This window comes from Flavobacterium limi (assembly GCF_010645075.1).
GTDB lineage: Bacteria > Bacteroidota > Bacteroidia > Flavobacteriales > Flavobacteriaceae > Flavobacterium > Flavobacterium limi.
Genome location: NZ_JAADZV010000002.1, coordinates 536,004 through 562,436, shown reverse-complemented (window position 1 = coordinate 562,436; position 26,433 = coordinate 536,004). Strand labels below are relative to the sequence as shown.

Below are 26,433 nucleotides of genomic sequence, written 5' to 3'. Positions count from 1 at the left end.
TAAACTGTGTTAAGAAGCATTTTTTACCTGTATTCCGTGTTGATAATGGCATTCAAGTATGGATTTCATTTGCTCTGGATTGTGTACGGCATTCACAAATTCATTCCAGGTCTTTTCAGGAATTAATTCTGTCAATGATTGCTTAACTTCTAAAACCTTAGGGGCATTTTCTTTGATCAGGTTATCCCATTCTTCATAGAAATTTAAAATGTCATCCGGATAAACTGTTTTTCTTACAGTTCCCTCATCAATAACATGGAAAGGTTTTTCTACATTCAGATAGCCGTAGTCGTCTGTGAGTTCTTCGCCCGGATAAATATCTCTGACGGCTATTTCAAAATCATACGGTGTACTGAAACAGCTGGGTTTAAAACTATGATTTACAAATTTTCCATTATCCCAACAAAGTACCATGTCACCATTTTTATTTGTAAAAGAATAGATATCCAGACATTTTTTTATGAAAGGATTAAGTTTTATTATTTGATCGCGGGTAAATATCTGGTCCAAATCATCCTGAACCCAGGTGATAGTTCCTTTCGGAATTAATTTTGTAGCCACAACTCCATATCCTTTTTCTTCGCTTATAAAACGTATTTCGGTATCCGGATGTATCATAATCACACTAATTTTAGGCATTCACATTCATATACTTCTCTTCTGAGTCCGCTGCTGGAAAAACGATGATTTCTTTTATTGAAAACAAGTTTGATCTCCATTTTTTCACAATATTCACGACCTGTGAAGTTTTTGTCCCGGTATTCATCACCCAAAATGCGGACATCAATTGGCAAGGCCTGAAGTATGTCCTGAAGGTCCTGTTCAGTAGTATACGGAATTATTTCATCAACAAATTTGCAGCCTTTTAGCTGTATGTATCGCTCGACAACAGATTGTGTAGGCTTATTTTTTTCAGGTCTGTCAATCGTTGGATCGGTTTGTAATCCTACAATTAAATAATCACAGTGTTCTTTAGCTTCTTCAAGCATTCTCACGTGTCCTGCATGTAATAAATCAAATGCACTAAATGTAATTCCGGTTTTTGTTTTCGTTAATTTCATTTTACTTTTTTTAGCACGTTTATTTAAATTTTAGTAAAAAAATAGTTTTTATTTTTAGTAAAAAAAATGATTTTTTATGGAGTTTTCGTTTGTTGACCTACTGTCAATTTCCACAAAAATAAAAGTAAACAGCTATTATTTCTTACAAATCAATTTGTAAGATTTATATAATTTACATGTTTATGGACTAAAAAAAAGTAGAAATTATGTATTGAAATTATTCTGCAGCCTTTTTTAATGATTCTGCCATTGCTTCTGCATCTTTGACATAATTATCTTTATAATATTTAAGAAGTTGTGCTTTTGTTTTTTTAGAATCCTTAGAATGACCTTCCCATATAACGCCAAGCGATGTGTAAGGCGGTACTGTTATTCCAATGGTACAGAAAAAGTTAGCGATATTTCCTGTAATATGCTCAACACCATCTGAATCGCCGGTTACAATTACACCGCCAATTTTGCCGTCTAAAGGAGAATCTTGTCCAGCTAAAATCATATCGTAAACTTCGTCAAGTCGTTCTATACATCTTTGAAGCTCAGAAGAATGATTATTCCACCAGATTGGCGTTGCAAATAATACAATTTCAGCTTCAAGGATTTTATTGTATATATCAGGCCAGTCATCCTTTGTTTCCATATGGATAAAAGTTCCGGGAACAATACTATGATTGGCAAGTTTTATAACTTCGTAATCAATGTTTTGTTTGGCCATATATCCCCCTAAAAATTCAACCAGAGTTTCGGTATTAGAGCGCCCTTTATTTTTTAAGGTAGCCAAAAGTATAATCGCTTTCATCTGTATTTATTTGATATGAATTTTAGACAAATCAGTTTCTGCAGGGCCATTCATTACTGTTCCTTGTGTGTCAAATCTTGAACCGTGACAAGGACAGTCAAACGATTTTTCATCATTATTCCATTGGACAATGCACCCGAGATGCGGACAAACCGCTGAAAAGGTTTTTAAGGAATTATCATAATCACGATATACTGCAATTTTTTTTAATCCCGAAGAAATTATGGCGCCTTCTCCGGCTGGTAAATCTGCTGTGTTTTGTAAATCAGGGCCACTTATCCAATCCAGATATTGTGAAGCCATATTGCCTGCTTCTTTAATAAAATCACCTGTAGTTTTTAACGTAATTCTTGAAGGATCATATAAATCTTGCCATTTATTTTTAACCCCCATAATGCTGTCACAAATAATCATGGCGCCAATTGTGGTATGCGTCATGCCGTTTCCGGAATCACCGGTAATGATATAAATATTTTCGTCGCCGGGGTTTTTTCCCATAAAGCCTAAAGAATCTACAGGCTCCATTACTTGTCCTGACCATCTGTATGTAATATCATTTTCTAACATGGGAAAATAATTTCTGGTCCACGCTTCAAGTCTGTCATAGCGTGCTGATTCAGGAATGCCTTCTTCATCTGCCTGGCCTGTTTTATGATCTTCTCCTCCAGATATCAGTAAGTCGTAACTATCATCAAAACTTTCCAGACGTACATAGTGATAAGGCTGTGAAACCCATTTTGATTTCTGATCTCCAGTATCCCACCAAAGTGAGTAAGGAAGCATTCCTTTAGGAATTTTACCGGCAATTACATACGTTCTGTATGCATGCTGTTTCGTATGCATGGTCACGATATCATTAATCGGAGTGTTTGTTGCAACCACTATATGATCTGCAGAAAAAGTGAAGCCATTTACTTTCGCACCTTTTTTAGTAATCTCTTCTGCATGAGCTTCGGTATAAATGATTCCGCCAAGAGAAACAACAGCATCAGCCAGCCCTTTCAAATATTGTAATATATGAAACTGTGCCTGGTTGCTAAAAGCTACGCAAGATTGATCTTCACAATTTGCCAATGCCGGAATTCCTTTTAATAAAGTGGTTTGCAATCCAGCCCTTTGTGTAGCCTGAAATTCTTTCTCTAAGTTTTCTTCTTTATCAGTTGGATGAAGGAACAAATAACCATTCACTCTTTTAAAAGAACAATCTATATTTAAATCGGTAACGATTTTTTCGATTTCATCTATGGCAGCAGCGTGACTTTCTGCAGCCAGTTTTGCTGCTTCTTTTCCAAAGGTGTTTTCGAGAAAATAATAACGGTCGTCTAGGGAACAGGTTAAATGTGCTGTTGTACGTCCTGTTTCACCACTGCCAATAAAACCGTCTTCAACGATTACAGCTTTTTTACCTGCTCTAAGCAACTTATATGCTGTGGTCAGTCCGGCAATTCCGCCTCCAATAATAAGTACATCGGTATGAATGTCCTGATTTGGCTTATTGCCGGAAATAATTGGAGCAGAATCAATCCAAAATGAAACATTTTCACCTGAAGTTATACTGGAGTTTTTTAATGTATTATCTGAATCCATAAGGTAATTTTTAAGATTAAAAAAATCAAATAATAGCCCTTTCTTGTAAACTATTTAAGAGAATATATCAAAACTAGTGTCTAAGAATATCGGATGCTTACAATTTTATTTTTAAATTTTATAGGATTGCCAGTTGTATATTTATGTAAGAGTTAAGATAAATAATGTAAATGTAAAGGCTTTAATAATAGTTACTTAGGAGTCTTAATTTTAAAAATCATAATATGAAAGCAGCAGTCATACATGGACCAGGATCTATTAAATACGATACAGTAGATGATCCTAAACTAAAAGAAAAAGACGATATTATTTTAAAAGTAACTTCAACTGCGATCTGCGGATCTGATTTACATATCTATTCAGGAGGTTTTCCCCAGCCAAGACCAATGGTACTTGGACATGAATTCATGGGGATAGTTGAAGAAACAGGATCTTCAGTAACCCATCTTAAGAGAGGTGACAGGGTAGTAGTTCCTTTTCCCATTGCGTGCGGAAATTGTTTCTTTTGCGATCATGACGTACCAGGAAATTGCGAACATAGCAACCCTGAAAATTATGGTCCTGAAGGAGGAATATTAACAGAAAAGGGTGGGGCCCTTTTTGGCTATACGGATTTATACGGCGGATACGACGGAGGTCAGGCACAATATGTTCGTGTACCTTATGCTAATTATGGACCAAGAATGGTTCCCGATAATTTAACGGACGAAGAGGTTCTTTTTCTGACAGATATTTTTCCAACCGGATATACAGGAGTTGATTGGGGAGAGGTAAAAGGAGGTGAAACTGTGGCCATCTTTGGATCTGGTCCTGTGGGGCTAATGGCGGCCAAAAGTGCCTGGCTGCGTGGAGCTGCACAAGTAATTATTGTAGATACGTTGCAATACAGACTTGATAAAGCTAAAACAACAACTGGTGCAGCAACCATACTTTGGGAAGATGGCGCCAAAGATGTAGTAGAGCAGATCCGGGCGCTTACTCAGGGACGCGGAGCAGATGTCTGTATTGACGCAGTAGGTTTTGAACCGGACCGAAGTTTTGTGGATCGTGTTAAAGCCACAGTTAATTTCGAAAAAGGATCAACTAAAGTTTTAGAAGCCTGTATGAGCGCCGTAAGAAGAAGCGGTATTGTTTCAGTCCTCGGCGTTTATGGTGTTAATTATGATAATTTCCCGATCGGGCAGTTTTTTGATAAAGGAATCGTCCTTAAAGGAGGGCAGGCACCGGCACATAAGCATATCGATAAACTTTTGGAATATGTAGTGCAGGGAAAAGTAAAATTGGATGATATCATTACACACAGATTGCCTTTATCTGAGATTTCGCACGCCTATGATATTTTTAAAAAGAGAGAAGACGGCTGTGTAAAGGTTGTATTAGATCCATGGCAATAATTATTAAAAATGACAAAATCCTAATTCTAGGATTGTTTAGAATTAGGATTTTATCTTATATAAATATTCAGTTATTTAATATTAAACCCGCTTTCCTTTAGCGCTTCGGTAACTTTAATAATCATTTCTGAAAGATGCTCACTGATAGATAAATCTGTTTTTACCCAATATCTGACATTAATCTGAATTGTATTTCCCGTAACACCAGATACTACTGCCGAGTTAAAATAATCCTTATCAACAATTTCGCTGTCTTTTTTTAATATTTCAGTAATCAAATCCAGTGCTTTTCTGTAATCAGAGCCATATTCAAGTCCAATAGTAAAATCCTGCAGCAAGTAGCCGTCACTATTAAAATTGATAAGTGTATTTTTTATTAAAAGTGCATTTGGGATGTAAATGTTTTTACTGGCGCTCCTTATTTGAGTGTCGCGTAAATTAAGGGCTTCGACTTTGCCTTTTACCCCATTGGTTTCAATAATATCTCCTACAGAAAATGGTCTTTTGAATGCCAGCAGAATGCCGGCCAAAAAATTCTCGCCAATATCCCTCAATGCAAATCCGATTATAAAGGCAGATATACCTGCTCCCGCAAGAATGCTTTGTGCTACACCTGTAAGTCCGATAACACGAAACATAAACAGAAACCCAATAATAATAAGAATGGCCTTTAGAAGGTTTGCAATAAAAGTAGCCAGTAACGGATCATGCATTCTGGTTTTTAAACGTCTGTCTGCAAATCCTTTTACACGCAAGGCTATAAACCATGAAATTAAGACCACAGCAACAGCCAGTAATAATTTAGGGGTAAGGTCAACAATACTGTTATAATATCCTTCGAGATGGTTTATGATATCACTGAAAAATTCTTCCATAAAAGTATTTATTATTAAATGTTTTTTTTGTTGATATTTAAAAGTAATAACTCATCAATGAAATAATTTACACGATAATCTTATTTATTTATATAATTGATCAATGTATAATTATCTATGATTTATCAAAAGTATGTGCTGTGTCAGCCAAAATTTTCCACATTTCAACTTTTTGGCTAAAAGATGTGCCGGCATTCAAACCGCTTGTTGAAGGAAGAATATGATAAGAGATACCTTGTTGAGGAACTGAATGTTTATGATAAAATTTAGCGGCTGATTTACTCTCAAAAAAAACATGTTGAATGTTTGGATATTCTTTGTGGAAGCTTACAAAATCATTTATTGCTTCATTGGTTATTTTAGAATCACTGCTTCCTTCCCTGATACAGGACGCCAGTACATTCCAAAGAGCAATTTTATATTTTTTCAGAAACGTTTTACGATCGTCGTATGAAGCACTGTAGTTCTCGTTAAAAATAGTAAATATGATTTTCCAGAAATGATTTCCTTTATTTCCATAATATTGTTGTTTAGCAATAGACTGATCGCCTGGCATTGTTCCGAGGATTAATATCCTGCTGGAATTATCTGCCAGCGGATGTAAAGCCGTTTTGTACATAAATATCAAATTAAATTATAATGTAGCGAAAAATTAACGCATAAAAAAACCACCTAATTACTTAGATGGTTTTGTTTGGAATTAAATATCTTACAATGCGCTATTTTGCATTTTGTTTATTCTTTCTATTTTTTCAGGAGAATCAAATACTTTTTCGAAAAGCTTACCTTTTTCTTTGGCAAATTTCTCTACGGCTTCTAACTCCTGTATAGTCATTTTAGGACGACCTGCCCAGAAGTTAGTAGATTTTTCTATTTGTTTTTCTACTAAATCTCTTAATTGTTTTGCTCCCATAACGTTACAAATATACTATTTTTTTATTATTTCAATAATCATAGATCTTTTTTTAACTTAAACAAAACAAATTGATAGTCAGAGGTTTTGGCTGCGTTATATTTTTCAATGCTTTTTATTTCAATACTATTACTGAGGGATGTCAGGTCTTTCTCCCTAATAGTTCTTTGGCGTTCTTTTCCTTTTCGGGTAATGGTTTGTTTTTTTTCTAAGAGCTTAATCTGTTCTTCTGTTTTGCCTCCTGAGATTTCCAGATATTGTCTTAAAATAATGATATTCGAAGAAATTTTTTGTTTATACAAGCGGTGTTTATGAAGGGTATTTCCAAAAAACAAAATAGTGTGATCCGGATTAGAAATGAAAAAATGAAGAATACACATAAACACAGTGGCTAAAACTTCATCGTAATCATTATTGTTAATTTCGGCAAGGTCATTAACGGTTATGATACTTTCATGATTTTCCAGATTTCCAAAGCCTACGCTGTACCAATTTAGTTTTTTATTTATAGGCGAAATGGAAACAATTTTGGTTATTTCCTGTATGCCTACACTAATGAACCGAAACTGGTAAACTTCATTAGTAATGCCTTCAAAATTATAATTATACGCTTTATCTAAAAAATCCAACTTAATTTATTTCAATTTATAAGTAAATATAAATATCCATTTTGGTTTATTATCCTAAAATAAGAATTTTATTGTTATTTATGTAGTTTTACGCTGTTCTAATGGATATTGAAGACGTTTTAATAAAAGGAAAAAAACGACAACCAAAAACAAGATAGGATTCAATGTTTTTCCAAAAACAGTTCAGTGAATTGAATTTCTCTAATTAAGATTATCGTTTTCTTTTGTATACGTTTGAATTGAATTTTTAGTTTGATACAAGTTTAAAAATTTGAATAAAAGTACAAAAAAATATCTAATTGTAAGATTTTTATTTTTAAATTATACTAAATATTATGTTTTATACAAAAAAAAGCTATAGTTTATTAGGACTTTCAATTGTAAGTTGTATTTTGAAATGTCTGAAAATTTAATTTTCGTATAAATTTTCAGAATAAATTTCTGTTCTTTGTACTGCTCTAAGCTATCCGGAAAATTAAAGGAAGCTTTACATATTTCAATACAATATTATTTTAGACATTGAGTTAGTTTATTATCATGTTTGCATTATGGACAATAGAAAGTTTATATTAAGTTTAAAAAAAGGCAATGAAGCTGCTTTTAAACAGGCTTATTTAAATTACTACGACAAACTAATAAACATTGCGAAACGATTTAATTTTACTGTTCTTACTTCGCAGGATTTTGTTCAGGAGACATTTTTAAGATTGTATGATAAAAGAACATTACTTAATGAGGATGTATTATTTGATAAACAATTGTTTACAATATGCAAGAATATCATAATTAATCATGTTAACCGCGAAAATAAAATTATCGAACTCAACCCTTCACAATTTCATAATGAACAAGACGATGCTGAGACAGGAATTTTTGAAGAAAGGCAGGAAAAACTGCAGACTTTCATAAATCAGCTTCCTGAGCAGCAACAAAAAATATTTACTTTACATAAACTGGAAAACCTTAGTTATAAGGAGATTGCAGCAATTACAGACCTTTCTGAAAAAACGATTGCCAATCATATTTACCTCGCCAATAAATTTATTCGAAAAAAAGTCGAAAACGATTAGGAACTTTTTCATTCTCGTTTGTTATATATAAAAACGAGAACGAAAATGCATATCGAAGCGTATAAAACGAATGTCAGAACAAAGAAAGATGCAAGCCTGCTTGTAGCACTTTTACAGTTCATTATTTCTGATTGTATTATCAATTTTGATTTCAAAAACCGAGAAAGAATTCTTAGGATTGAAACCAACAGGGACATTCAGGAAATGGTGTACGGTGTTTTTACCAAACAAGGATTTTATTGTAAAAAACTTAACCTATAAAGGTCATGGATAAAGAAAAACTCGACAAGGAATTTGAAAAATTATGGAGCGAAACTCCTCTTTCACATTCAGACAGCGAAAAAAAAGCTTCTTGGAAACAATTTCAATCTAAGACCTTTGGTGCAAAAAAGCCAAAGTTTAAAATTTGGCGTTACGCTGCAGCGGCAGCAGTTATCATTTTTCTCGGTATTGGTATGGGACTTTATTTCAATCGTGGCCCGTTAGAAGATGAGATTTATTTGGCTTCAAATGTAATAAAAAATACTACTTCAAAAGTAAAGATTGTTGTGCTTCCGGATAGTTCGAGGGTAGAACTAAGCCCAAATTCTAAAATTGTGTATGCTAATAATTTCGAAAGCAACAGAAAGATTATAATAGAAGGGGAGGCCTATTTTAAAGTTAAAAAAGATAAAATACATCCGTTTCAGGTTTTTTGCAATGAAACTACAACTACTGTATTGGGTACTTGTTTTACGGTACAGGGAAATGTACATAAAGGAGTAACCGTTGCTCTTTATGAAGGTAGTGTTCAGATGAATGTGAAAGATCAGGATCAAAAATGGATACTTAAACCGGGTGAAGAATTTATTTATGGAAACAATATTGCTAAAGTAACCGAATTTCAAAGGTTTATGGATTTTGAAAACGAAAAACTGAGCGCTGTTACCTATTATATTATGGAAAATTATGGTTACAAAATGACTATTCCTGAAGAATTCGACAATCAGAGAATTACAATACGAATCAATAAAAAAGAAAATTTGAAAACAATTGTGCAATTAATATCAGAAATGTATAACCTAAACTTTGAAATAAATGAAGATTTAAAACAGATTACTTTTCGATAGAAAAGAAAAAGGATGCACTAGCCGCGAAACTAAACATCCTCCTCATAGTCAGGGAAGTATAGAACTATCCCGTATAATAATAAATCAAAAATACAAAATTTCATGAAGCATATAATTTCAGCATGCTTTTTTTTATTCAGTTTGTGTATGTTCTCTCAAAACATATCAGTTACTGTAGATCAAAATATGACATTAAAAGAAGTGTTTAAGCAAATCGAGAATCAAACCGATTTTAAATTTGCTTTTACAGATCAGATTAATACTAATCAAAAATATTTTAATCAAAAAAGCACATATAAAAATATAGAAATAAAAGCCCTTATTAATGAACTGAATAAGAACGCTTCGATTCAGTTTTCTATCGTTGGGAATAATATTTTCGTAAAGCAAAAAACTTCAAAACCCTCTGCAGCCAAAAAAAAAAGCAAGTTAACCGGTCAGGTTCTTGATGAGAATAAAGAGCCTGTTATTGGCGCCAATATTTTTATTAAAGAACTGGAAACAGGCGTTACTACAGATGCAAACGGTATTTTCTCATTAGAATTAAATAAAGGTACTTATACAGTCATTGTTAGTTATGTAGGCTTTAAAAATGGAGAAAAACTAATAACTATTTCTGGTGATGAGAAAATAAACTTTGTTATGGATGCCGACAGCCAACAGCTGGAGCAGGTAATTGTTACCAACTCAAAAGCTGTTGATGTGAGAAATACGCAGATGAGTGTCAATAAGCTTACCATGGAGGAGATTAAAAGAATTCCGGCTGCTATGGGAGAGCCTGATCCCTTAAAATCAATATTGACATTACCGGGAGTTACAAATGCCGGGGAACTTTCTTCGGGTTTTAATGTTCGGGGAGGTGCCGCTGATCAGAATTTGATTCTTTTAGACGGGGCTCCTGTTTATGGTGACTCTCACATGTTTGGTTTTTTCTCTGTTTTTAATGCAGATGTGGTCAACGGGCTGGATTTGTACAAAGGAGGAATCCCTTCTAAATTTGGAGGAAGAGTTTCTTCTGTTCTTGATGTAAGTCAGTTAACAGGTGATTTTGAAAATTACAAAGTAAACGGTGGTGTAGGCTTAATATCAAGCCGTCTATTGGTTCAGGGACCTATAAAAAAAGAAAAAGGATCCTTTCTTTTGGCAGCAAGAAGCTCTTATGCACATTTATTTTTGAAACTGGCTGATAATAATAATTCGGCTATGTTTTATGATATCAATGCTAAACTAAATTATCGCTTGGGTACAAATAATACTCTTGCCTTTACAGGATATTTAGGAAATGATGTTTTTGATATCAATGATCGTTTTGCCAGTACTTACGGCAATATAATGGGGATTTTAAGCTGGAAGCATAATTTTTCGGATAACTTAAATACAAATTTATCTGTTTTCTATAGCGATTATAATTTTAATCTTGGAATTTCAACCGAAAATTTCGAATGGGACAATACCATAAAAAGTTATGGTTTTAAATATAACTGGAATCATACAGTTTCTGAAAAGCTAAAACTCAACTACGGAATTGATGGTCAGTATTATGATTTTAATCCGGGTACTGTACAGCCTACAAGTTCAGATTCAGAGTTCAATTACAAACAACTTGATAAAAAATATGCTTTTGAATCTTCTGTCTATCTTGATTTTGAACATCAAATTACAGAAAAACTCAATCTTCGCTACGGACTTCGTTATAGTATGTTTTACCGCTTAGGAGGTGAGGAAATAAGCACGTACGAAAATGGACAGGCAGTTGTATACAATCCGTTATATAATATTTATGAAGAAGGAACTCCAACTGGAACTATATCGTATGGAAGTGGAGAAACGATAAGTAAGTTTGATAATTTAGAACCACGTGCTGCCTTATCATACGCTTTTAATGATGATACTTCAGTAAAAGCAAGCTACAACAGAATGGCGCAATACATTCATATTTTATCCAATACTCAGTCGCCTTTACCAATGAATATCTGGACACCAAGCGGACCTTTTACCAAGCCACAGCTTCTGGATCAGTACGCTCTTGGGTATTTTAGGAATTTCAAGGATAAAGATTATTCTTTGGAAGGAGAATTATTTTATAAAAACATTCAGAATCGAATCGATTATATAGACGGAGCAGATATATTGGCAAATAACAATATAGAACAAGTTATCCTGAACGGTAAAGCACGATCATATGGTTTAGAATTATTATTTAGAAAAAATACTGGCAATTTTACCGGCTGGGTTTCTTACACGCTGTCAAGAGCTGAACAAAAAACTCCTGGAAGAACACCAGAAGAACCCGGAGTAGCAAACGGTGACTGGTATTTAACCGGATACGATAAGCTCCATAATTTGAATATTGTAGGGAGTTATCTCTATAATCCAAAATGGTCTTTTAATGCCAATTTTTCATTACAATCGGGTCAGCCGGTAACGTATGCAAATAGCTATTACGAATTAGGAGGAATTAATATTCCAAATTTTTCTTTGAGAAATGAAAACAGGCTGCCGCTTTACCATCACTTAGACCTGGCAGCAACTTACACGCCTAAACCGGATAGAAAGAAAGGCTGGCAGAGCTATTGGGTATTTAGCATTTATAATATCTACAACAGACAAAATGCCGCTTCTATGACGTTTGCAACAAATGAGGATACAGGAGCGAATGAGACCAGAAGACTATCTATTTTCGGAATAGTTCCTGGTGTTTCTTATAATTTTAAATTTTAATCAATATGCAAAGGCTAAAAAAATACAATTTTATAAATAAATTACTGATTTTATTAAGTTTGCTTTTTGTGCAGTTTTTTTCATCTTGTGAAGAAACGGTAAACCTTGATTTAGAAACAGGTGAAACAAGACTAGTTGTAGATGCAGAAATTATCTGGCAAAAAGGAACAACCGGTAATGAGCAAACCATAAAAATTAGTAAAACAGCACCTTATTACAACAATACTACGCCAAAAGTTTCGGGAGCTCAGGTAAGAATTGAAAACAGTGATGGTGATGTGTTTACATTTAATGAAACGTCACCGGGCTCTTACGTGTGTACAAATTTTGTTCCTGTCATTAATATGAATTATACACTTTATGTAACGGCTGAAGGGCAAAGTTTTACTGCGGTAGAAAAACTGACATCTGTAACACCAATTGAGAAAGTAGAACAAGCGATTGTTCCTGATTTTGGAGGAGAAGATGTAATCGAACTTACTTTTTATTATAAAGATCCTGCAAACGAGGTCAATTATTATTTGACAGATTATCAAAGTGATTTTCTTTTATTTCCGGAATATGAACTGACAGATGACGATTTGTTTAATGGAAACGAAGTAAGTACACGATTCTCAGACGAAGATAAAATGAAACCCGGAAAAACCGTTCATATTACGCATCGTGGTATTTCAAAAAATTTCTATAATTATATGAACTTAATTTTAGAAATATACGGCGGAAGTCCTTTTTCTGTTCCTCCCGGAAATATCAGAGGCAATATTGTAAATACAACTAACACAAGTGATTTTGCTTTTGGCTATTTCAGGCTTTGTGAAGCAGACAAAGTTGCTTATCTGGTAAAATAAAAAGATTATTTATTAGGTTGATTTGTAATACATCTGTCAAATGTTTTATTGGCAGATGTATGTTTTATAATGAGTTTCATCTTTTGGTTACATCATTTTTCCTTCTTTTACATATTCTTTTTTTATTCCCTGAAGAAGATGGTTCAGGTTAATATTCTCATTTTCTTCTTCCAGTGTTCTCAGGCAGGCATATTGAATAATGTTGACAATATTGGCACCGGTGATGTCATATTTTTTCGAAATTTCGTTAAGGTTCACATCTTCAGCAATTTTAATTCCTTTTGGCAGGTTATTTTTCCACAACTGTAAACGTTCACTATAGGAAGGTACTTCAAACTCAATGATGGATTGAAATCTTCGGGTAAAAGCGGTATCAATATTCGCTTTAAAATTAGAAGCAAGAATAACAAGTCCGGGATGGTTTTCGATACGCTGCAGTAAATAAGAAACTTCCTGATTGGCATATTTATCGTGTGCGTCCCTGACATTTGTTCTTTTTCCGAAAACAGCATCGGCTTCATCAAAAAAGAGAATCCAGTCTTTATCAGCTGCTTTGTCAAAAAGAGAAGAAAGGTTTTTTTCTGTTTCACCTATATATTTCGAAATTATCATAGACAAATCAATTCGGTAAACATCTCTTCGGGTATATTTCCCCAAAAGCGAAGCCGTTAGTGTTTTTCCCGTACCCGGCGCACCATAGAACATAACCCTGAAACCGGGTTTAATAGTAGCTTTCATATCCCATTCATGAAGTAAAATTTCATTGAATTTAAGCCAGGTTTCTATTTCTTTAATCTGATTTAGAGTGTTAGAATTGAGTACTAAATCATTCCAGTCTAGTTGTGTTTCGATCAATTGAGCAGGGAAAACACTGCTCAGCTGCGGTTTCAGGACTTTTCCGGTTAAGAATTTTTCGATGTATTCATCTTCTAAAACCAACTGACCACTTAGTTTGGGTTCTCCGGCAGGAACAATATCCAGTTTTAGGGTTCCTTTTCGATAAAGAAAGGAATGATTGTGTAAATAATTATAAAAAGCAATTCTGTCGTCAAGATCATTTCCGGCAATTAAAAACTGTGCTGTTTCACCCGTAGGTAAAATACCGCGATGGTTCTTCGTTTTGATTCCGCCAAACTCAGGCAGTTCACCGCCATTAGGTAAATATTCCGCAATAATTGAACTTAAAAAATCGGGCTTGACATGAGGAACAAGAGCCAATCCTAATAAAAGAATGTCGGTTTCTGTCAGGTTGTTTTCAATAATAAATTCACTGATAAACCCATTTGAATTGATTGGGATTCCAGCAGGTTTTTCCATTGCATCTTCGACCTGGAAAAGGAGATCAAGTTGAAATACGAATTGATTTTTTAGGTATGTGAATACATTTTCCATTTTTATTTTGATTGAGTTTAAACAGACGATTTTGAGTTATTCTATTTTTTCATTGGTACATTTTGGCATTTTTAATGAATTTGTCTAATTCTGGCCGATCTATAAAATCATAATCAAACAGGTCATTGTTAATAATTTCTCTGACTAGTTTATTGTTGTATGGTTTTATTTTAAATAAAGCGTTGAGAATAGAAGCATTAAAAGCAGGATCATTCTTTTTATAATTTTTTAAAACAGAATTAATAATTTCTTCAATCTGATCTTTAAATTTTGGTTCATTTAGTGCTATTTGCACTAATCCATTAATGATTATTACTTTATCGCCCCACTGATATTCTTTTTTCTTTATAAAAGCTGTTAAAGGCTTTATAATTTCGGCTCCTATTAATTTGATTACCAATGGTAATTCAATGCGATACCAAAATGCTTCCTGATTTTTTTCATTACTTAATGAATTCAAAAGCACCTTTACCGATTCTTTCGCCTGTAATTGTCCTAAAGCCCTCCAGGCATGCATAGCTCCAAACTGCTCAACAGAAGCGCCAGTGGTAATATGACTTAGGTTCGAAGAAGTAATATTATTTGTTAGAATTTTGGTATCTGTTTTTTTTAAATCTAGTTCTTTGATGTAATCCGGCCATTTTTTATCAAAAGATGTTATGCCAAATTCATTTAGTTTTTTTAATAGTATATCGGATCTTTTCATGATTGTTAAATTTTAGCTTGCATTTGGATCAACATAATAATTATTACCAACACGTGTTATTTTTTTAGAAGAGGTTAAATTGTCAAGTTTTATCCTTGTTCCTTCTTGACTTTTGGAGATATCACCTGCCAAAGTTGAGTAACTTGTATAGCTTGTCTGGTTATATGTTATACCATTTACTACAGTTGTGTTAGCATTTGTACTAGCTTTTAAACGTTCCATAATTAACTGGCCAATATCAGTTACTCTGCCAATATCCGGGAAAGTGGGGGCTTGTGCATTGGCACTTCCAAGCGAAGTTTTTGATCCATCATCATTTATTTTGTTAATTGGCCCTGTAATCGATTTAGCAACATAAAACCCAATTGCTTTCTTCACATCATCAGTTGTTGGGTTTGCATTGGCAGAAAGAGCATTAGCTGCAGTTTTATCATTTTCATGATATTGAACTGTCATATCGTATTCAAGTTTATCTGCTTTATTATCACTCGCAATTTTTTCAGGTGATTTCATTTGTTCATTTAAGGTTTTTAAACCAAAAACAATATTAGATGAATTCCATTTTCCAAATATATGATGAGCCACAATGTGTACACCCAAGGCAGTAGACTGAGGATGTTTGACACCTGTTTGTGCTACCCATTGATCAATCAGATTCTGCCCTACAATTATTGCCCTGCTCCCCGTTGCCTGACCCGGACCATCGGCTGGTTCTTTACTTGTTAACGGATTTGCAGTTACTCTAGAAGGTCTTCCGTCTCCATCTGGAGTTGCATTTATAATCGTTGGATCTACAGTTTTCTTAGGGACTTTTTTAACCGCTTTTTGGATATAAGTATAATCCCAGGTTTCTCCTCCATCAGCAACTGATGAAATATCGATTACCGATGAATGATCATTGTTTACTTTATTTTTTATTGTTTGTGCTTCTTCCTGTGTAATTGAACCTTCATCTTTTTCTTTTTCTGATTCAGAATCAATTTCTGCTAAGGCTCCTGCAATCGGACCGGCAGCCTCAGGTTCACCTCTTCCCATAAGCCTATCCAGCATGTTCATTCCCGTATCCACAGCTTTATTAACCAGCCATGTCAGTGCCTCATCAACCATTTGCTGTACAGAAATAATCATTTCGCCAATTCTTGTCCCAATTCCTGTTAATCCAACCTGATTCGCAAGAAATCCTATCACAACCGGCATGGCTTGTCCCATAGTTCTTTCCAGATAATCTGCAGCTGTAGCGACATTGCCTCTCGCTAAATCGGCTACACCATTAACAAACGAATTCACAACTTCGAGCATTTCCCGCAGATATTTGATAAAACTTTGTACTGCATTAAAGAAAGCTATTGCACCGTTTATTACTGCCATAATTCCGGTTGGGTCTAACATACTTAAAAGTCTGGCTGTTATTCGGTTGACAATACGCTCCATGACGAAGTTTTTGACAGCATCGAGAACGGTATTCCATAAATTACTGAGCTGTTCCTGGATTTTATCCCAAATAGCGGCCATACCTCGTTCCTGAACATCTTTGATGAATGTCCAGATACCTTCGAGTGTATTAATCATGCTACGGATTCTGGCCACTCTTGCCGGCCCGATGCGGGGATGTGCTGCCAGTTTTTCCCAGATTTTTTCCATCGAAATATTCAGTACTTCCAATACCCAGGTAATGACACCGCGCAGGGAGAAATCTGTAAGTACCGGAATGTTGGCATCTTTTAGCTCGCTCATCAGCCAGCCGGTTACACCATTGATTAAATGGGTTACAATATTGTCAAAGAACTGTATGAATCCTTGTTTTAGGGCTCTGAGAATATTTTTTAAGAAACCAATCGGGTCTTTCTTGATATCATCAATCGCTTCTAAAGCTCTTGTGATAATATTCCCAATAAGATCGAATGGGAAATTCATAATTTCCAGAATAGCAACGATGACAATTCGAATAATTTCTGCTACAAAAGCAATTAATCGTCCAATAGGTTCTCCGAATTTTTCAATGATTCTCATAAAAGCATCCAATGGATGTATAAGATCATCAATAGTCATAGAATCCCAAATATCAGTAAATAGCTGTATTATTGATTGTGGCGTCATGTTGAGAGTAGCAACTGCAGCTTCAATCTGACCGGCAATTCTTGCTATGGCGCCTGTTTCAACCATTTGGGCATATTGTTCTTCTCCGCCGTCCATGAGACTCATAAATCCTCGTATTAGATTTGGAATCGTACGGGGTACTACTTCCTGGGTAAATGGGTCTTTACCGATAATTACTTTTACCAATGAGTAACCTCTAACAGTTGCGGCTTGTTCAGAAAGCCATGCTAATAACGAGTCTTTAACAAGTTCCAATACTTTTAGTGCTACGCCGGAGGCGAAATCCCAAACCCTCTGCAGAAACCCTCCGGCCTGATCTGCAAGCCCAGAGAGATTATCGGCAATATTGGCCAGATTTGAAGGTTGAATAGCATCCCAGGCAGCAGTTATAAGTCCGCGAAGTTCACCTAATAATGAAGTAAAAGTTCCAACCTGAGTGTCAAGCCAGTCTGCGGTTTTTTGAAGCGTGCCTTTTTCACGCATTTGCTCAAGCTCTGTTTGCTTGTCTATGAGTATTAAGAAATCTTCTAATATTTCGACCGTTGTGGTATTGACTGCTTCATCTCGCAACGGATCGTATTTAATTATTTTTTTGATTAATGACCAGGCTTTATTTTCTGCAAGTATAGGCTCGGCAACACCAATAAGAGCTTCTTTTATCCATGTAATTACCTGATCTACTGTAGCACTTACAAAAGAGGTAATTCTGTTAACTAACTCCTCAAATTTTTCAGTAACCAAATCAATGATGTCTGTGTAAGGAAAAGATACTTTTTTCCAAACATCTTCTACCATATCGAGAATACTGTCGATTGTTAATCCTAGTTCGCCCAGTTTTCCTTCAACCCAGTCGAAAACCTGCTGTAGAATTCCATATTCCTGAAGCTTGTCGAAAATGGCTGTTCCAAACGGAATAAGTCCCATTAATCCTTCGACAAGATTAATTGGAGTTCGTTCTACATCAACCTGGCGTAATGGATCATAACCAATAATAACGGTAAAAAGTGTATAGCCGGGAATGTGGCGTGCCTGATCGATTATCCAGTTCGGAACTAAATCAAGGAACGAACCCTGAATCATTTCGGGAGCAGGGGATATTGGTTCCGGTTTTTTTCTAATGGCTGCTCCCTGCTGAACCGTATGAGTTAATTCGTGGGCAAGTAAATGTTTACCACTCTGCGAATTTGGATTGTATTTTCCTTCGTTAAAATAAATATTGTTTCCGGTTGCAAAAGCCTGGGCTCCCAATTGCTGGTTCATTTTAACAGCATTTGAGTCGTTATGTATGCGTACATTGCTGAAATCAGCTCCAATGCCAGATTCCATTTCAGCTTTTACTTTTCCGGATAAAGGACTGCCGCCGCCTTTACTGCTGTTTAAATTACTTTCTAGATTTGAAGTGTCAGCAGGTGCATCTGTAGCAGAACTCATCTGAAGTTCTTTTTCATCTTCTTTAGCCTGAATTTCCTCTTCTTCTTTGGCTTGAATTTCCTCTTCTTTTTTCTTTTGAATTAATGGTTTTGGAGGAAGGATTTTTTCTTTCGCTTTCGGAATGTCAGTTTTAGCAGTTTCGGTTTTATTTTGAATCGTTTCCGCTTTCTCTACAGCGTTTTTTTTCTGAATATCTTCTTCTTTTTTGGGTGGAACCAAAGATTTTGAAGTATTTGTTTTTTCTTTCGATTTAGAAGCTTCAATCTTTTTTTGCACTGATTCTTCTTTCTCTGTTTTTAACTGGACAACAGGAACTATTTTTTTGTTTTCAGGTTTTTTCTGAGTTTCTTTATCCGGATTGTTTTTTTTCTGGATTTCGTTATTCAGTTTGTTTTGAATTACAGGCGAAGGTTTGAAAAAAGTCCCGACAGTTGCTGCTTGTTTGTTATGGACTACTTTTAGTTTTGGCTGAACAACTGGAGAAATTCCTTCCGGTGCCGTTTTTTTCTGAATTTCGCCATTTTTGCTTTGCGCGTTTGTTTCTGCAATAGCTTTATTCTGGACAACAGTCGAAGGTGTAAAAAAAGGTTCAGGAGCTGTATTTTTTTTATTTGAAACAACTTTATCAGCAACGTGATCGGCTTCTGCTTCAAATTTATCATTTGATTTGCCAATATTGAGTTTTGCCTGTACACCAAAAAAGGAATCCTTTCCTTTGTCACGATGTGCCGAAGAATGAGAAGGATTTGCGTTTATTTTTGAAGAAAAGGCGGGCATTTTTGTTAAGTTGAAATTATATGGGTTTGCGGAATTACACTAATACCAATTCTTTTGAATTCCAGAACAGTTTCTATGTCTTGATTGGTTTCAGAATAAAAAACAAGCCATAGACCATTTTTAAATACAGTCACATTGGTCAGAGACAAAATATGTGGAGTAGTTTTACTTGGATAAACTAAAGCATAATTTTCTTTTGTAGTGTCTATTTTGGTTTTTATATTCTCAATAGATTTATTGGTTTCTTGGTCTATTTTCTGTTTAAATGCAAACAAATCCTTTTCATCAGAAAAAATAATTATCAGAATCTGATCTTTCAAAGAAGTTCTGTTTTTAGAATTGATGTATATTTTTTTTATATCAGGAAAGATAGATAAGACACCTTCAATCCTTATATAATTAGATATTGATGAATCAGCTTTTATTGATAAAGAATTTGATTTATTTTTATAAATAGTATCACATTCCAGAAAGAGAAGGCATATAAAACAGGCAATAAGATTGAATGATGACTTCATGATTTCGGATTTTAAAATCTACCACTTCTCATTTCATTTATGAACGGCTGTAGAGCTGCTGCAGAAGCACGACCGCCTAATCCATTTAGTGATTTGTAATAATCTTCACAAATTGATGCCTGTTGTTCTCTATTGAATTCATTAAAATGTGCATGTTTAAAGGTTCCATCTGTATTTATATAATTGTAACCTTCACCAAAGGCTTGTGCATGTATTGCCTGCGCCATATATACAGAACCAGCATTTTCATATTGTGCAACATGCGATAACTCATGAACCATTGTAGCAGTATCTTCTCCAGGTGCAGCATGAATTATATGAGCTGTTGTTACTGCTCTATAGCCTCCTCCGGAAAAATAACCTGAAATGTAAGCTACAAGAGAGCCTTCATCAACATAAACTAAATCATAAGGAATCATTCCTGCCGGATGAACTTGTAATGAAGCATTTATTTCGACATCGGTTAGTTTTCTCATTCTAAAAATTAAGCCCCATAAAAGCTGTAATATTTCAAAAAGTCCAACTAAATCTATGACATACAGTAAAAGTTTTCCAGCCCACGCCAGTCCGCCCAATACACCATCCCATATCCAGGAAGCAAAACCTTTAATTCCCTGCCACGCCCAAACAGCTAAACCAACGATACCATCCCAGCCCCATTGTGCAAAACCAGAAACACCTCGCCAGACCCAGTCTAGAGTTCCGGTTAGAGCATTCCAAAGCTTTGATAAACTTGGTGCAGAAATAAAATCTACGGCCCAGTCGTAACCTGCAACAACACCATCTAATATCCAGTTTGCAGCTCCGGATATTCCACTTCCGAGCCAGCCAAAAATGCCTTTCACCCCTGACCATAAATGACCTGCCGCTGCACTTAATCCGTCCCATGCCCAGCCTAATACTCCGGTTATTCCATCCCAGCCATGTACAATTATTCTCCACAATCTTGATGGAATATTGGTTATGAATGACCAGACATTATTGCCAAGAAGGCAAAGTTTTTCCCATAAAAAAGTGCCAATTTCTTTAATGATATCCCAAGCTTTACTACAAAACCATTTGATTCCATCCCAAACATAAGATGCAGCACCAGATAACCATTGAAGTGCGCCACTGCCTAACGACTTTATGCCATCCCAAGCTGCCGAAGCTGTATCTCCAAGAAAAGTAGTTGCGGCATCCCAGGCAGAACTTAAGCCACTTGCAACATTAGAAGCCGCATCAGAAACGGCTCCTGTAGCAGCATCCCATCCATCACTTACAGTATCAGTTACACTATCCCAGGCATCTCCAATCCAGCTTCTTTGTATGTGTGGCTGTTGTTTTTTAGGAACATTTGAATTTTGTTGTACGGTATGAGTAAGTTCATGTGCCAGTAAATGTTTTCCCTGAGTACTTTCGGTATCGTATTTGCCGGAGTTAAAATAAATATCGTTTCCATTTGTAAAAGCCTGAGCACTTAAATCCTGGCTCATTTGTACAGCATTGTTATCAGTATGTATACGAACGTTACTAAAATCGGTTCCAAAACCTGATTCCATTTCTTTTTTTATTCCTTTAGAAAGTGGAGAACCACCGCCTTTGCTGCTTTTTAAATTGCTTTCTACTCTGTTGTTGTTTACACTAGATTCATTATTATTTGCCTTTGCCTGAACTGTTTTTTTTTTATCATCTTCTTTGTCAGACTTTTTTTGAATTTTCTTTTTGTCGTCTTCTTTTTCTTTACCTTTTTTTTGTATTTTTTTATCCTCTTCTTTGTCAGCCTTTTTCTGTACTTTTTTATCGTCTTCTTTTTCTTTTCCTTTTTTCTGTACAGGCTTTTCTTGTTCTAAATCATGTTTCTGAACTTTTGATATGTTTTCAGAAGCAGAAATTTTTTGCACGCCAGTTTCTGCTTTGGACTGAAGTAATCCTCCTTTTTTGGACTTATTGACTACCTTATCTGCAACATTATCAGCTTCGACTTCATATTTATCTCCTACAGTTCCTGTTGTTAGTTTTTTCTGAATTTTTGGTCCAAAAAAAGGAGTAGAAGTGTGGTTATCTGGTTTTTTGTTTTCTAAAGTTCTCATGACTATACAATTTTACCATTGGGTATAGATTAATTTTTGAATCCACGGAATTTTAACGATGCTGATATTCCACGGAATTTTTTCTAATAAAAGATCCTGAGTTTTTCGTTCAATAAACAATTTTGGGTTCGGTTCGCTCCAATCTAATTTTCCTTCTCTCTGCAGAAATTCGCTTCTTAAAACAGCCGTAGAGGTATTTTTTAAAGCTGACCAGTGCTGTACAACAGATTCTAACATTTCTTCTATTTGCAGTTTGTGTTCATCATCAATTTTAATTTCTCTTGGTATAGATTGCTGCATCGGAATTCCACATAAAAACTTCTCAAAAAGCATCGAATGTTCATAGTCATTTTCTCTTTTAGTTGCAGCATAATGCAGAATATGGGCCGCTAGTTCTTTGTTTATAAGAGTATTATCATCAGTCATTAAATGACAGCTTTTCAGTAGTTCTTTTAAAAATGGATGCAGAATAATTAATCCAGCATTTTGTACATAACACGATTGTAAATCCTTGTATTGCTCTTTATGAAGCTCTTTTTCAATTATAAATTCTTCTTTTTCGAAATTATATTCAGAGTTTATAATGCTATTTTCTTTCTCAGCAATTAAATAACCTGCTTTTATTTTTAATAGTTCTTCATTAGTAAAATCTACCGGAACAAGCAATTTTATGTTCTCAATAAAACGGTTAAAAGAGATTTCTTTGGATAAAAAAAGAGCTTCTTCCTGATGATAAAATTTGATAAGATGAATTGGTTTTTTTTCAATCCAAAAATCAAAAATGGACTGCCAGAATAAAACTTTAAAACGGTGCGTTTTTTGATTGAGTAAGGGTAATAAACGGTTTGCTGAAATTGGTTTTTGCTGTGTTTCTGATTTAAATAAAGCGAAACTTAAAAGTACAATTTCCTGATTTGAAAACTGATTTATTATTCTCTTTTGAACTTTTTTCTGATGAATTAATTTTCGAAATGAAGCGCTAAAGGTTTTGTTTTGAAGACAATTGGAATTTAATTCTTTAAAAAATACAATTTCTTCTTCTTTTGAAATCCACCAGGGCATATTTCCGTTTTCTATAAAATAAAGCAGTGTTTTTATTTGTTTGTCTTTTGAAGAAATATTCTTCCATTCCACTTCATGTTTTTCTCCACTTTTTGAGGTTTTTTCTGCATTATTTATAATCTTCTGAATTTCTCTTTCGATTAGCTTTTTTATATCATTTTTCGTTTCAGAATTAGAAAAGAAACTATCTTTTTTTTCTGCATTTGAATCAATCGAAATTTCTAATTTTTCTATCTGAATTATTTGATTTTCAATGTTTTTAATACGATTAAAATGTTTTTCAAGTAAAGGGAATATTTCATTTTGCAGAAGCATGGCTAGGTTGTTCCTGATAGAATTAGCCATGACCATTGAGTTGGTGTCTATTTCTAAAAAAACTTTTTGAATGCTATGCGAATTTTGTGTCATTTTTTTTTGAATTTAAAAACTTTTTCTTACATTTGTATAAAGCCGTAAGGTTGTACTGGGAAAAAAGAGGCATCGTAATGCGATGTCAACACCCCATTAAAGCTTGAGAAGCGTACTGTGGTATTGCTCTCAAGCTTTTTTATTTAGGCTCATCCGGTTTTGTTGGATTTTTGTTTGTAATTGGTTTGATTACTTTTTTGTCAACAGGGACTCTGTTTTCTCTTTTTGATTGACGATCTCTTCCTATTTTTATGAAATATCCTTCTGTAGGCTTATAGAAATAAAACTCAGCTATTTTAGCATACGTAGCAAACAGGGTTTCAAATCTTGAAGGATTTACATCTCTTTTAGTATCAATGTGAATCATGAATTTGCTCAATTTACTTTCATTATGAATCTTTTTTCTTAAGTTCATAAACAATACCACGTCATCGTTTGTATTATCGATGTTCTCCAAATAATAATTTTGCATGGTGGTATTAACCCAGTTTCCGCTTGTCCAGTCTCCTCCTATATAAATATTCGTAATGCGGTTGTCTGTTTCTCTGATTTGACCGGCAATCTGTAGTAAATGTCCAGCGACATCCCTAGGATCTCCTTCAGTGTAATTATCATAAATCATCGGAATATTTTCAAAATCACTAAAAACTTTAGGGTATCTAGGATATTCCTGAGTAAGATTGTGTTTTTTTAATAAATTTCTCAGATCTCCCCATTTTTCCCAATCCTCTTTGAAACGACCAAAATTGTCATCGTCTTTATTGATTGGATCATAATTGGCATGTATTTTTTTATAAATATCTGCTTTGTGCGAATTAAAGATGGAACATGTAATTTTGTTTGATGAAAAAGCTTTGCCGTTTTTCACCACCCCATTTTCATTAAAGGTATAAATAGGAGTGCGTATAGAAAGTGTGATGTCCTGAACTTCAAATTCAAACATATCTTTTTCAAGTCGCATTATTCTTAGTTTTTTCTCTTCTTCGATAAAATCAAACAAAAGACCAGTAGGGAATCGGGTGTTAAGTGTTTCCATCACCACATGTAAACGACGAGCCAGAATCTGATCTAGCGGAATGCTTATTGTAACTTTATCAGTGATTAGGTTAACACCATTGATGGAGTATTTTTTTATACTTAACTTGTAATGCGTTGGCATATCAATTCGTTCACTTTGAGTACCTCTCAGACTTCTTGATAGGTTGTTAATATAGCGTAAAGAACTAATCCAGGGATAAGAACATCCTTTAATTGTGCAGCATCCTAATCCGTTGTCAGGGCTTATTTTTCCTTCAATTGAAAAATCGGTTATAAATGTTGTTCCGGATTTTAAAAGCAATATAGTTCCGCCTTTTTTTACACCAGCTTTATGTTCAAACGAATAATTGGTGTTGAACAGGATTTTTAAATCGGCAGCATTTTCGACGACATCCAGAATATAAAAGTCAAAATCAAGTCCGTATTCTATTTTTTTTGAATTCAGAAATGCTTCTACATTTTCGACAGTGTCATTCAGATAACCTTCAATTCGATAAAAATCGTGATCATCTGTACAGAATTCAAGCGGTGCTTTTATATAACTATTGTCGAGTAAATTGGCTGTATGATAACTAAAGTTGCTTTGATGATTGTAAATTTTGCTTTTTTCAAAATCCCAGGCATGTAATAAATTATCGTCGACATTATAATAATATGGGATGGATTTACAGCCTAATTTTCCGGATGATTTTGAGGGAGTAATTTTAATACGATTAGCGGCAGTTACCAGATAATTATCTAATATACTTTTGAGTCTTCTAACCAAAGAGTCAAAATTACTGAATGTTTTATTCTGGTCTAAAATAGATGCTTTGTAAAACTGATGTCTGTAATCTTTAAAACGATTATTATCTTCTACAAATCCTAATAACAAATGTTTCGGGAATGAGTTAATTGGAGGATTGCACTCGGATTTGAGCTGTGTATAAAGGTCTTTTAGTTCTTTATACGTTGCCACAACATCTTTTATCAAATCATATTGGTAATGAATATCTGCAGGGATATTGTTCTGGTCAATATTAAACAGCGTATTGATTCTGGCAGAAACACCTGCAAACTGTGTTTCATAACCAAAAGAAGAGAGAATAGTATTTAGATTGGCCAGTAATTCTGTTTTAAACGAACTATCATTGAAAATAGCAGCAAAAAGCTGTTTAATTTTATTGGTAGTTGAAGTATTATTGAATGTGGGGATTACTTTTCGGACACCCAATTCATCAAGCGAACTGTATTTTTGAAAAACATCATATTTATTGTAAAGAAAATCTCTTTCAGGAGAAGGAGTTTTGCCAATGATAATATTAGCAGTAGCCTGACTTACTACAAGCACTCTCAGGTTAAAAATTTCTTCACCTCCTTTGTTGGAACAATCTGTTTCGTCACATAAAGAAGCATCTTTGGTATAACTTTCAAGATATAATAAAACTACATGGTTTTTCAAATTAACAAAACTAGTCAATGGTAATTCGCCGTTTTCCGGATCAGTTCCGGGTGTTTTTTCAGGCAGTAATTCCCAGATTGGCAATATTGTATTACTGGCATTTTTAAAATGAGCATAATTGCCTTTATCTGTATCAAATATTTTATAGGATTTATAATCAATCTTTTGAAGGTTAATTGAGAACAATTTTTGTTTAATGGCGGTTGCCAGTGCCTGACCGGCATCATCAGGTTTTGTGTTTAATTTTATCAAATCACCGTCTGTTGTAATTCCGGTTCCCTGAGTTATAGTTACCATTGAGTAGCCAACATTTGTTGAAACCTGAAAGCCACAGGCAATTCCTGTACCGGCAAGAAAGACTCTGTTCAATCGATTTTGGTCATCAAAATAATCGATAGTTTCGTTAAGCTGATAGTGGGTTAAAACCTGATCTGCTACGTAACTATGATAATTTCCTGTAATGGTGGTAAGTTTTGCTGCCATGACCT

At 34.5% G+C, this 26,433-nt stretch carries 21 protein-coding genes; 6 read left to right on the top strand and 15 right to left on the bottom strand.

The genetic code is table 11. The features are described from left to right. Window positions 1-9 precede the first annotated feature (9 nt). From GXM16_RS06870 to GXM16_RS06855, 4 genes are all read right to left on the bottom strand, one after another. On the bottom strand, window positions 10-618 hold the full coding sequence (locus GXM16_RS06870; RefSeq protein ID WP_163393656.1) for an SET domain-containing protein: 609 nt from the start codon (window positions 616-618) through the stop codon (window positions 10-12). Between the two features lie 2 nt (window positions 619-620). Continuing rightward, a complete protein-coding gene (locus GXM16_RS06865; RefSeq protein WP_163393655.1) occupies window positions 621-1,061 on the bottom strand; it encodes an adenylyltransferase/cytidyltransferase family protein in 441 nt (146 codons plus the stop codon). Between the two features lie 217 nt (window positions 1,062-1,278). After that, a complete protein-coding gene (locus GXM16_RS06860) occupies window positions 1,279-1,857 on the bottom strand; it encodes a flavodoxin family protein (RefSeq protein WP_163393654.1) in 579 nt (192 codons plus the stop codon). A 6-nt stretch (window positions 1,858-1,863) separates the two neighbouring features. Further along, the gene (locus GXM16_RS06855) at window positions 1,864-3,444 is read right to left on the bottom strand and encodes an FAD-dependent oxidoreductase (RefSeq protein WP_163393653.1); all 1,581 of its coding nucleotides are present in this window, start codon (window positions 3,442-3,444) and stop codon (window positions 1,864-1,866) included. Window positions 3,445-3,668: 224 nt separating this feature from the next. Here GXM16_RS06855 and GXM16_RS06850 point away from each other — a divergent pair, with 224 nt between their 5' ends. Further along, window positions 3,669-4,838: a zinc-dependent alcohol dehydrogenase gene (locus GXM16_RS06850; RefSeq protein WP_163393652.1), complete on the top strand. Its 1,170-nt coding sequence runs from the start codon at window positions 3,669-3,671 to the stop codon at window positions 4,836-4,838. A gap of 71 nt (window positions 4,839-4,909) precedes the next feature. Here GXM16_RS06850 and GXM16_RS06845 read toward each other — a convergent pair whose 3' ends face one another. The 4 genes from GXM16_RS06845 to GXM16_RS06830 form a co-directional block, all read right to left on the bottom strand. Further along, complete coding sequence (locus tag GXM16_RS06845) at window positions 4,910-5,713, bottom strand: mechanosensitive ion channel family protein (RefSeq protein ID WP_163393651.1); 804 nt, start codon at window positions 5,711-5,713, stop codon at window positions 4,910-4,912. 115 nt (window positions 5,714-5,828) lie between these two features. Then, the gene (locus GXM16_RS06840; protein ID WP_163393650.1) at window positions 5,829-6,332 is read right to left on the bottom strand and encodes a DNA-deoxyinosine glycosylase; all 504 of its coding nucleotides are present in this window, start codon (window positions 6,330-6,332) and stop codon (window positions 5,829-5,831) included. Window positions 6,333-6,422: 90 nt separating this feature from the next. Next, on the bottom strand, window positions 6,423-6,626 hold the full coding sequence (locus GXM16_RS06835) for a hypothetical protein (RefSeq protein ID WP_163393649.1): 204 nt from the start codon (window positions 6,624-6,626) through the stop codon (window positions 6,423-6,425). Window positions 6,627-6,664: 38 nt separating this feature from the next. Further along, window positions 6,665-7,255, bottom strand: a complete 591-nt coding sequence (locus GXM16_RS06830) for a DUF6934 family protein (protein WP_163393648.1) — start codon at window positions 7,253-7,255, stop codon at window positions 6,665-6,667. Window positions 7,256-7,803: 548 nt separating this feature from the next. Between GXM16_RS06830 and GXM16_RS06825 the strand changes: the two genes are divergently transcribed. The 5 genes from GXM16_RS06825 (at window position 7,804) to GXM16_RS06805 (ending at window position 13,003) form a co-directional block, all read left to right on the top strand. Next, window positions 7,804-8,325, top strand: a complete 522-nt coding sequence (locus tag GXM16_RS06825; RefSeq protein WP_163393647.1) for an RNA polymerase sigma factor — start codon at window positions 7,804-7,806, stop codon at window positions 8,323-8,325. 45 nt (window positions 8,326-8,370) lie between these two features. Further along, window positions 8,371-8,586 carry a hypothetical protein gene (locus GXM16_RS06820; RefSeq protein WP_163393646.1) on the top strand — a complete coding sequence of 72 codons (216 nt, stop codon included), beginning with the start codon at window positions 8,371-8,373 and terminating at the stop codon, window positions 8,584-8,586. Between the two features lie 5 nt (window positions 8,587-8,591). After that, window positions 8,592-9,434, top strand: a complete 843-nt coding sequence (locus GXM16_RS06815) for a FecR family protein (RefSeq protein ID WP_163393645.1) — start codon at window positions 8,592-8,594, stop codon at window positions 9,432-9,434. A 102-nt stretch (window positions 9,435-9,536) separates the two neighbouring features. After that, a complete protein-coding gene (locus GXM16_RS06810; RefSeq protein WP_163393644.1) occupies window positions 9,537-12,155 on the top strand; it encodes a TonB-dependent receptor in 2,619 nt (872 codons plus the stop codon). A 5-nt stretch (window positions 12,156-12,160) separates the two neighbouring features. Further along, a complete protein-coding gene (locus GXM16_RS06805; RefSeq protein WP_163393643.1) occupies window positions 12,161-13,003 on the top strand; it encodes a DUF4249 domain-containing protein in 843 nt (280 codons plus the stop codon). An 87-nt stretch (window positions 13,004-13,090) separates the two neighbouring features. Here the strand turns inward: GXM16_RS06805 and GXM16_RS06800 are convergent, their stop codons facing one another. The 7 genes from GXM16_RS06800 to GXM16_RS06770 form a co-directional block, all read right to left on the bottom strand. Continuing rightward, a complete protein-coding gene (locus GXM16_RS06800) occupies window positions 13,091-14,395 on the bottom strand; it encodes an ATP-binding protein (protein WP_163393642.1) in 1,305 nt (434 codons plus the stop codon). Window positions 14,396-14,444: 49 nt separating this feature from the next. Next, window positions 14,445-15,101, bottom strand: a complete 657-nt coding sequence (locus tag GXM16_RS06795) for a hypothetical protein (RefSeq protein WP_163393641.1) — start codon at window positions 15,099-15,101, stop codon at window positions 14,445-14,447. 12 nt (window positions 15,102-15,113) lie between these two features. Continuing rightward, window positions 15,114-19,406: an eCIS core domain-containing protein gene (locus tag GXM16_RS06790; protein WP_229684208.1), complete on the bottom strand. Its 4,293-nt coding sequence runs from the start codon at window positions 19,404-19,406 to the stop codon at window positions 15,114-15,116. Between the two features lie 5 nt (window positions 19,407-19,411). Further along, a complete protein-coding gene (locus GXM16_RS06785) occupies window positions 19,412-19,924 on the bottom strand; it encodes a hypothetical protein (protein ID WP_163393640.1) in 513 nt (170 codons plus the stop codon). A gap of 11 nt (window positions 19,925-19,935) precedes the next feature. Continuing rightward, window positions 19,936-21,996 (bottom strand): eCIS core domain-containing protein, encoded by a 2,061-nt coding sequence (locus GXM16_RS06780; protein WP_163393639.1) that lies wholly within the window; start codon window positions 21,994-21,996, stop codon window positions 19,936-19,938. Between the two features lie 12 nt (window positions 21,997-22,008). Next, window positions 22,009-23,466 (bottom strand): contractile injection system tape measure protein, encoded by a 1,458-nt coding sequence (locus GXM16_RS06775; RefSeq protein WP_163393638.1) that lies wholly within the window; start codon window positions 23,464-23,466, stop codon window positions 22,009-22,011. Between the two features lie 139 nt (window positions 23,467-23,605). Next, complete coding sequence (locus tag GXM16_RS06770) at window positions 23,606-26,428, bottom strand: hypothetical protein (protein ID WP_163393637.1); 2,823 nt, start codon at window positions 26,426-26,428, stop codon at window positions 23,606-23,608. Window positions 26,429-26,433 lie beyond the last annotated feature (5 nt).

What these genes read in the sequence shown, in the direction of transcription:
- GXM16_RS06870 (WP_163393656.1), bottom strand. Translation starts at nt 618, where the DNA reads ATGATACATCCGGATACCGAAATACGTTTTATAAGCGAAGAAAAAGGA.
- GXM16_RS06865 (WP_163393655.1), bottom strand. Translation starts at nt 1,061, where the DNA reads ATGAAATTAACGAAAACAAAAACCGGAATTACATTTAGTGCATTTGAT.
- GXM16_RS06860 (WP_163393654.1), bottom strand. Translation starts at nt 1,857, where the DNA reads ATGAAAGCGATTATACTTTTGGCTACCTTAAAAAATAAAGGGCGCTCT.
- GXM16_RS06855 (WP_163393653.1), bottom strand. Translation starts at nt 3,444, where the DNA reads ATGGATTCAGATAATACATTAAAAAACTCCAGTATAACTTCAGGTGAA.
- GXM16_RS06850 (WP_163393652.1), top strand. Translation starts at nt 3,669, where the DNA reads ATGAAAGCAGCAGTCATACATGGACCAGGATCTATTAAATACGATACA.
- GXM16_RS06845 (WP_163393651.1), bottom strand. Translation starts at nt 5,713, where the DNA reads ATGGAAGAATTTTTCAGTGATATCATAAACCATCTCGAAGGATATTAT.
- GXM16_RS06840 (WP_163393650.1), bottom strand. Translation starts at nt 6,332, where the DNA reads ATGTACAAAACGGCTTTACATCCGCTGGCAGATAATTCCAGCAGGATA.
- GXM16_RS06835 (WP_163393649.1), bottom strand. Translation starts at nt 6,626, where the DNA reads ATGGGAGCAAAACAATTAAGAGATTTAGTAGAAAAACAAATAGAAAAA.
- GXM16_RS06825 (WP_163393647.1), top strand. Translation starts at nt 7,804, where the DNA reads ATGGACAATAGAAAGTTTATATTAAGTTTAAAAAAAGGCAATGAAGCT.
- GXM16_RS06820 (WP_163393646.1), top strand. Translation starts at nt 8,371, where the DNA reads ATGCATATCGAAGCGTATAAAACGAATGTCAGAACAAAGAAAGATGCA.
- GXM16_RS06815 (WP_163393645.1), top strand. Translation starts at nt 8,592, where the DNA reads ATGGATAAAGAAAAACTCGACAAGGAATTTGAAAAATTATGGAGCGAA.
- GXM16_RS06810 (WP_163393644.1), top strand. Translation starts at nt 9,537, where the DNA reads ATGAAGCATATAATTTCAGCATGCTTTTTTTTATTCAGTTTGTGTATG.
- GXM16_RS06805 (WP_163393643.1), top strand. Translation starts at nt 12,161, where the DNA reads ATGCAAAGGCTAAAAAAATACAATTTTATAAATAAATTACTGATTTTA.
- GXM16_RS06800 (WP_163393642.1), bottom strand. Translation starts at nt 14,395, where the DNA reads ATGGAAAATGTATTCACATACCTAAAAAATCAATTCGTATTTCAACTT.
- GXM16_RS06795 (WP_163393641.1), bottom strand. Translation starts at nt 15,101, where the DNA reads ATGAAAAGATCCGATATACTATTAAAAAAACTAAATGAATTTGGCATA.
- GXM16_RS06790 (WP_229684208.1), bottom strand. Translation starts at nt 19,406, where the DNA reads ATGCCCGCCTTTTCTTCAAAAATAAACGCAAATCCTTCTCATTCTTCG.
- GXM16_RS06785 (WP_163393640.1), bottom strand. Translation starts at nt 19,924, where the DNA reads ATGAAGTCATCATTCAATCTTATTGCCTGTTTTATATGCCTTCTCTTT.
- GXM16_RS06780 (WP_163393639.1), bottom strand. Translation starts at nt 21,996, where the DNA reads ATGAGAACTTTAGAAAACAAAAAACCAGATAACCACACTTCTACTCCT.
- GXM16_RS06775 (WP_163393638.1), bottom strand. Translation starts at nt 23,466, where the DNA reads ATGACACAAAATTCGCATAGCATTCAAAAAGTTTTTTTAGAAATAGAC.
- GXM16_RS06770 (WP_163393637.1), bottom strand. Translation starts at nt 26,428, where the DNA reads ATGGCAGCAAAACTTACCACCATTACAGGAAATTATCATAGTTACGTA.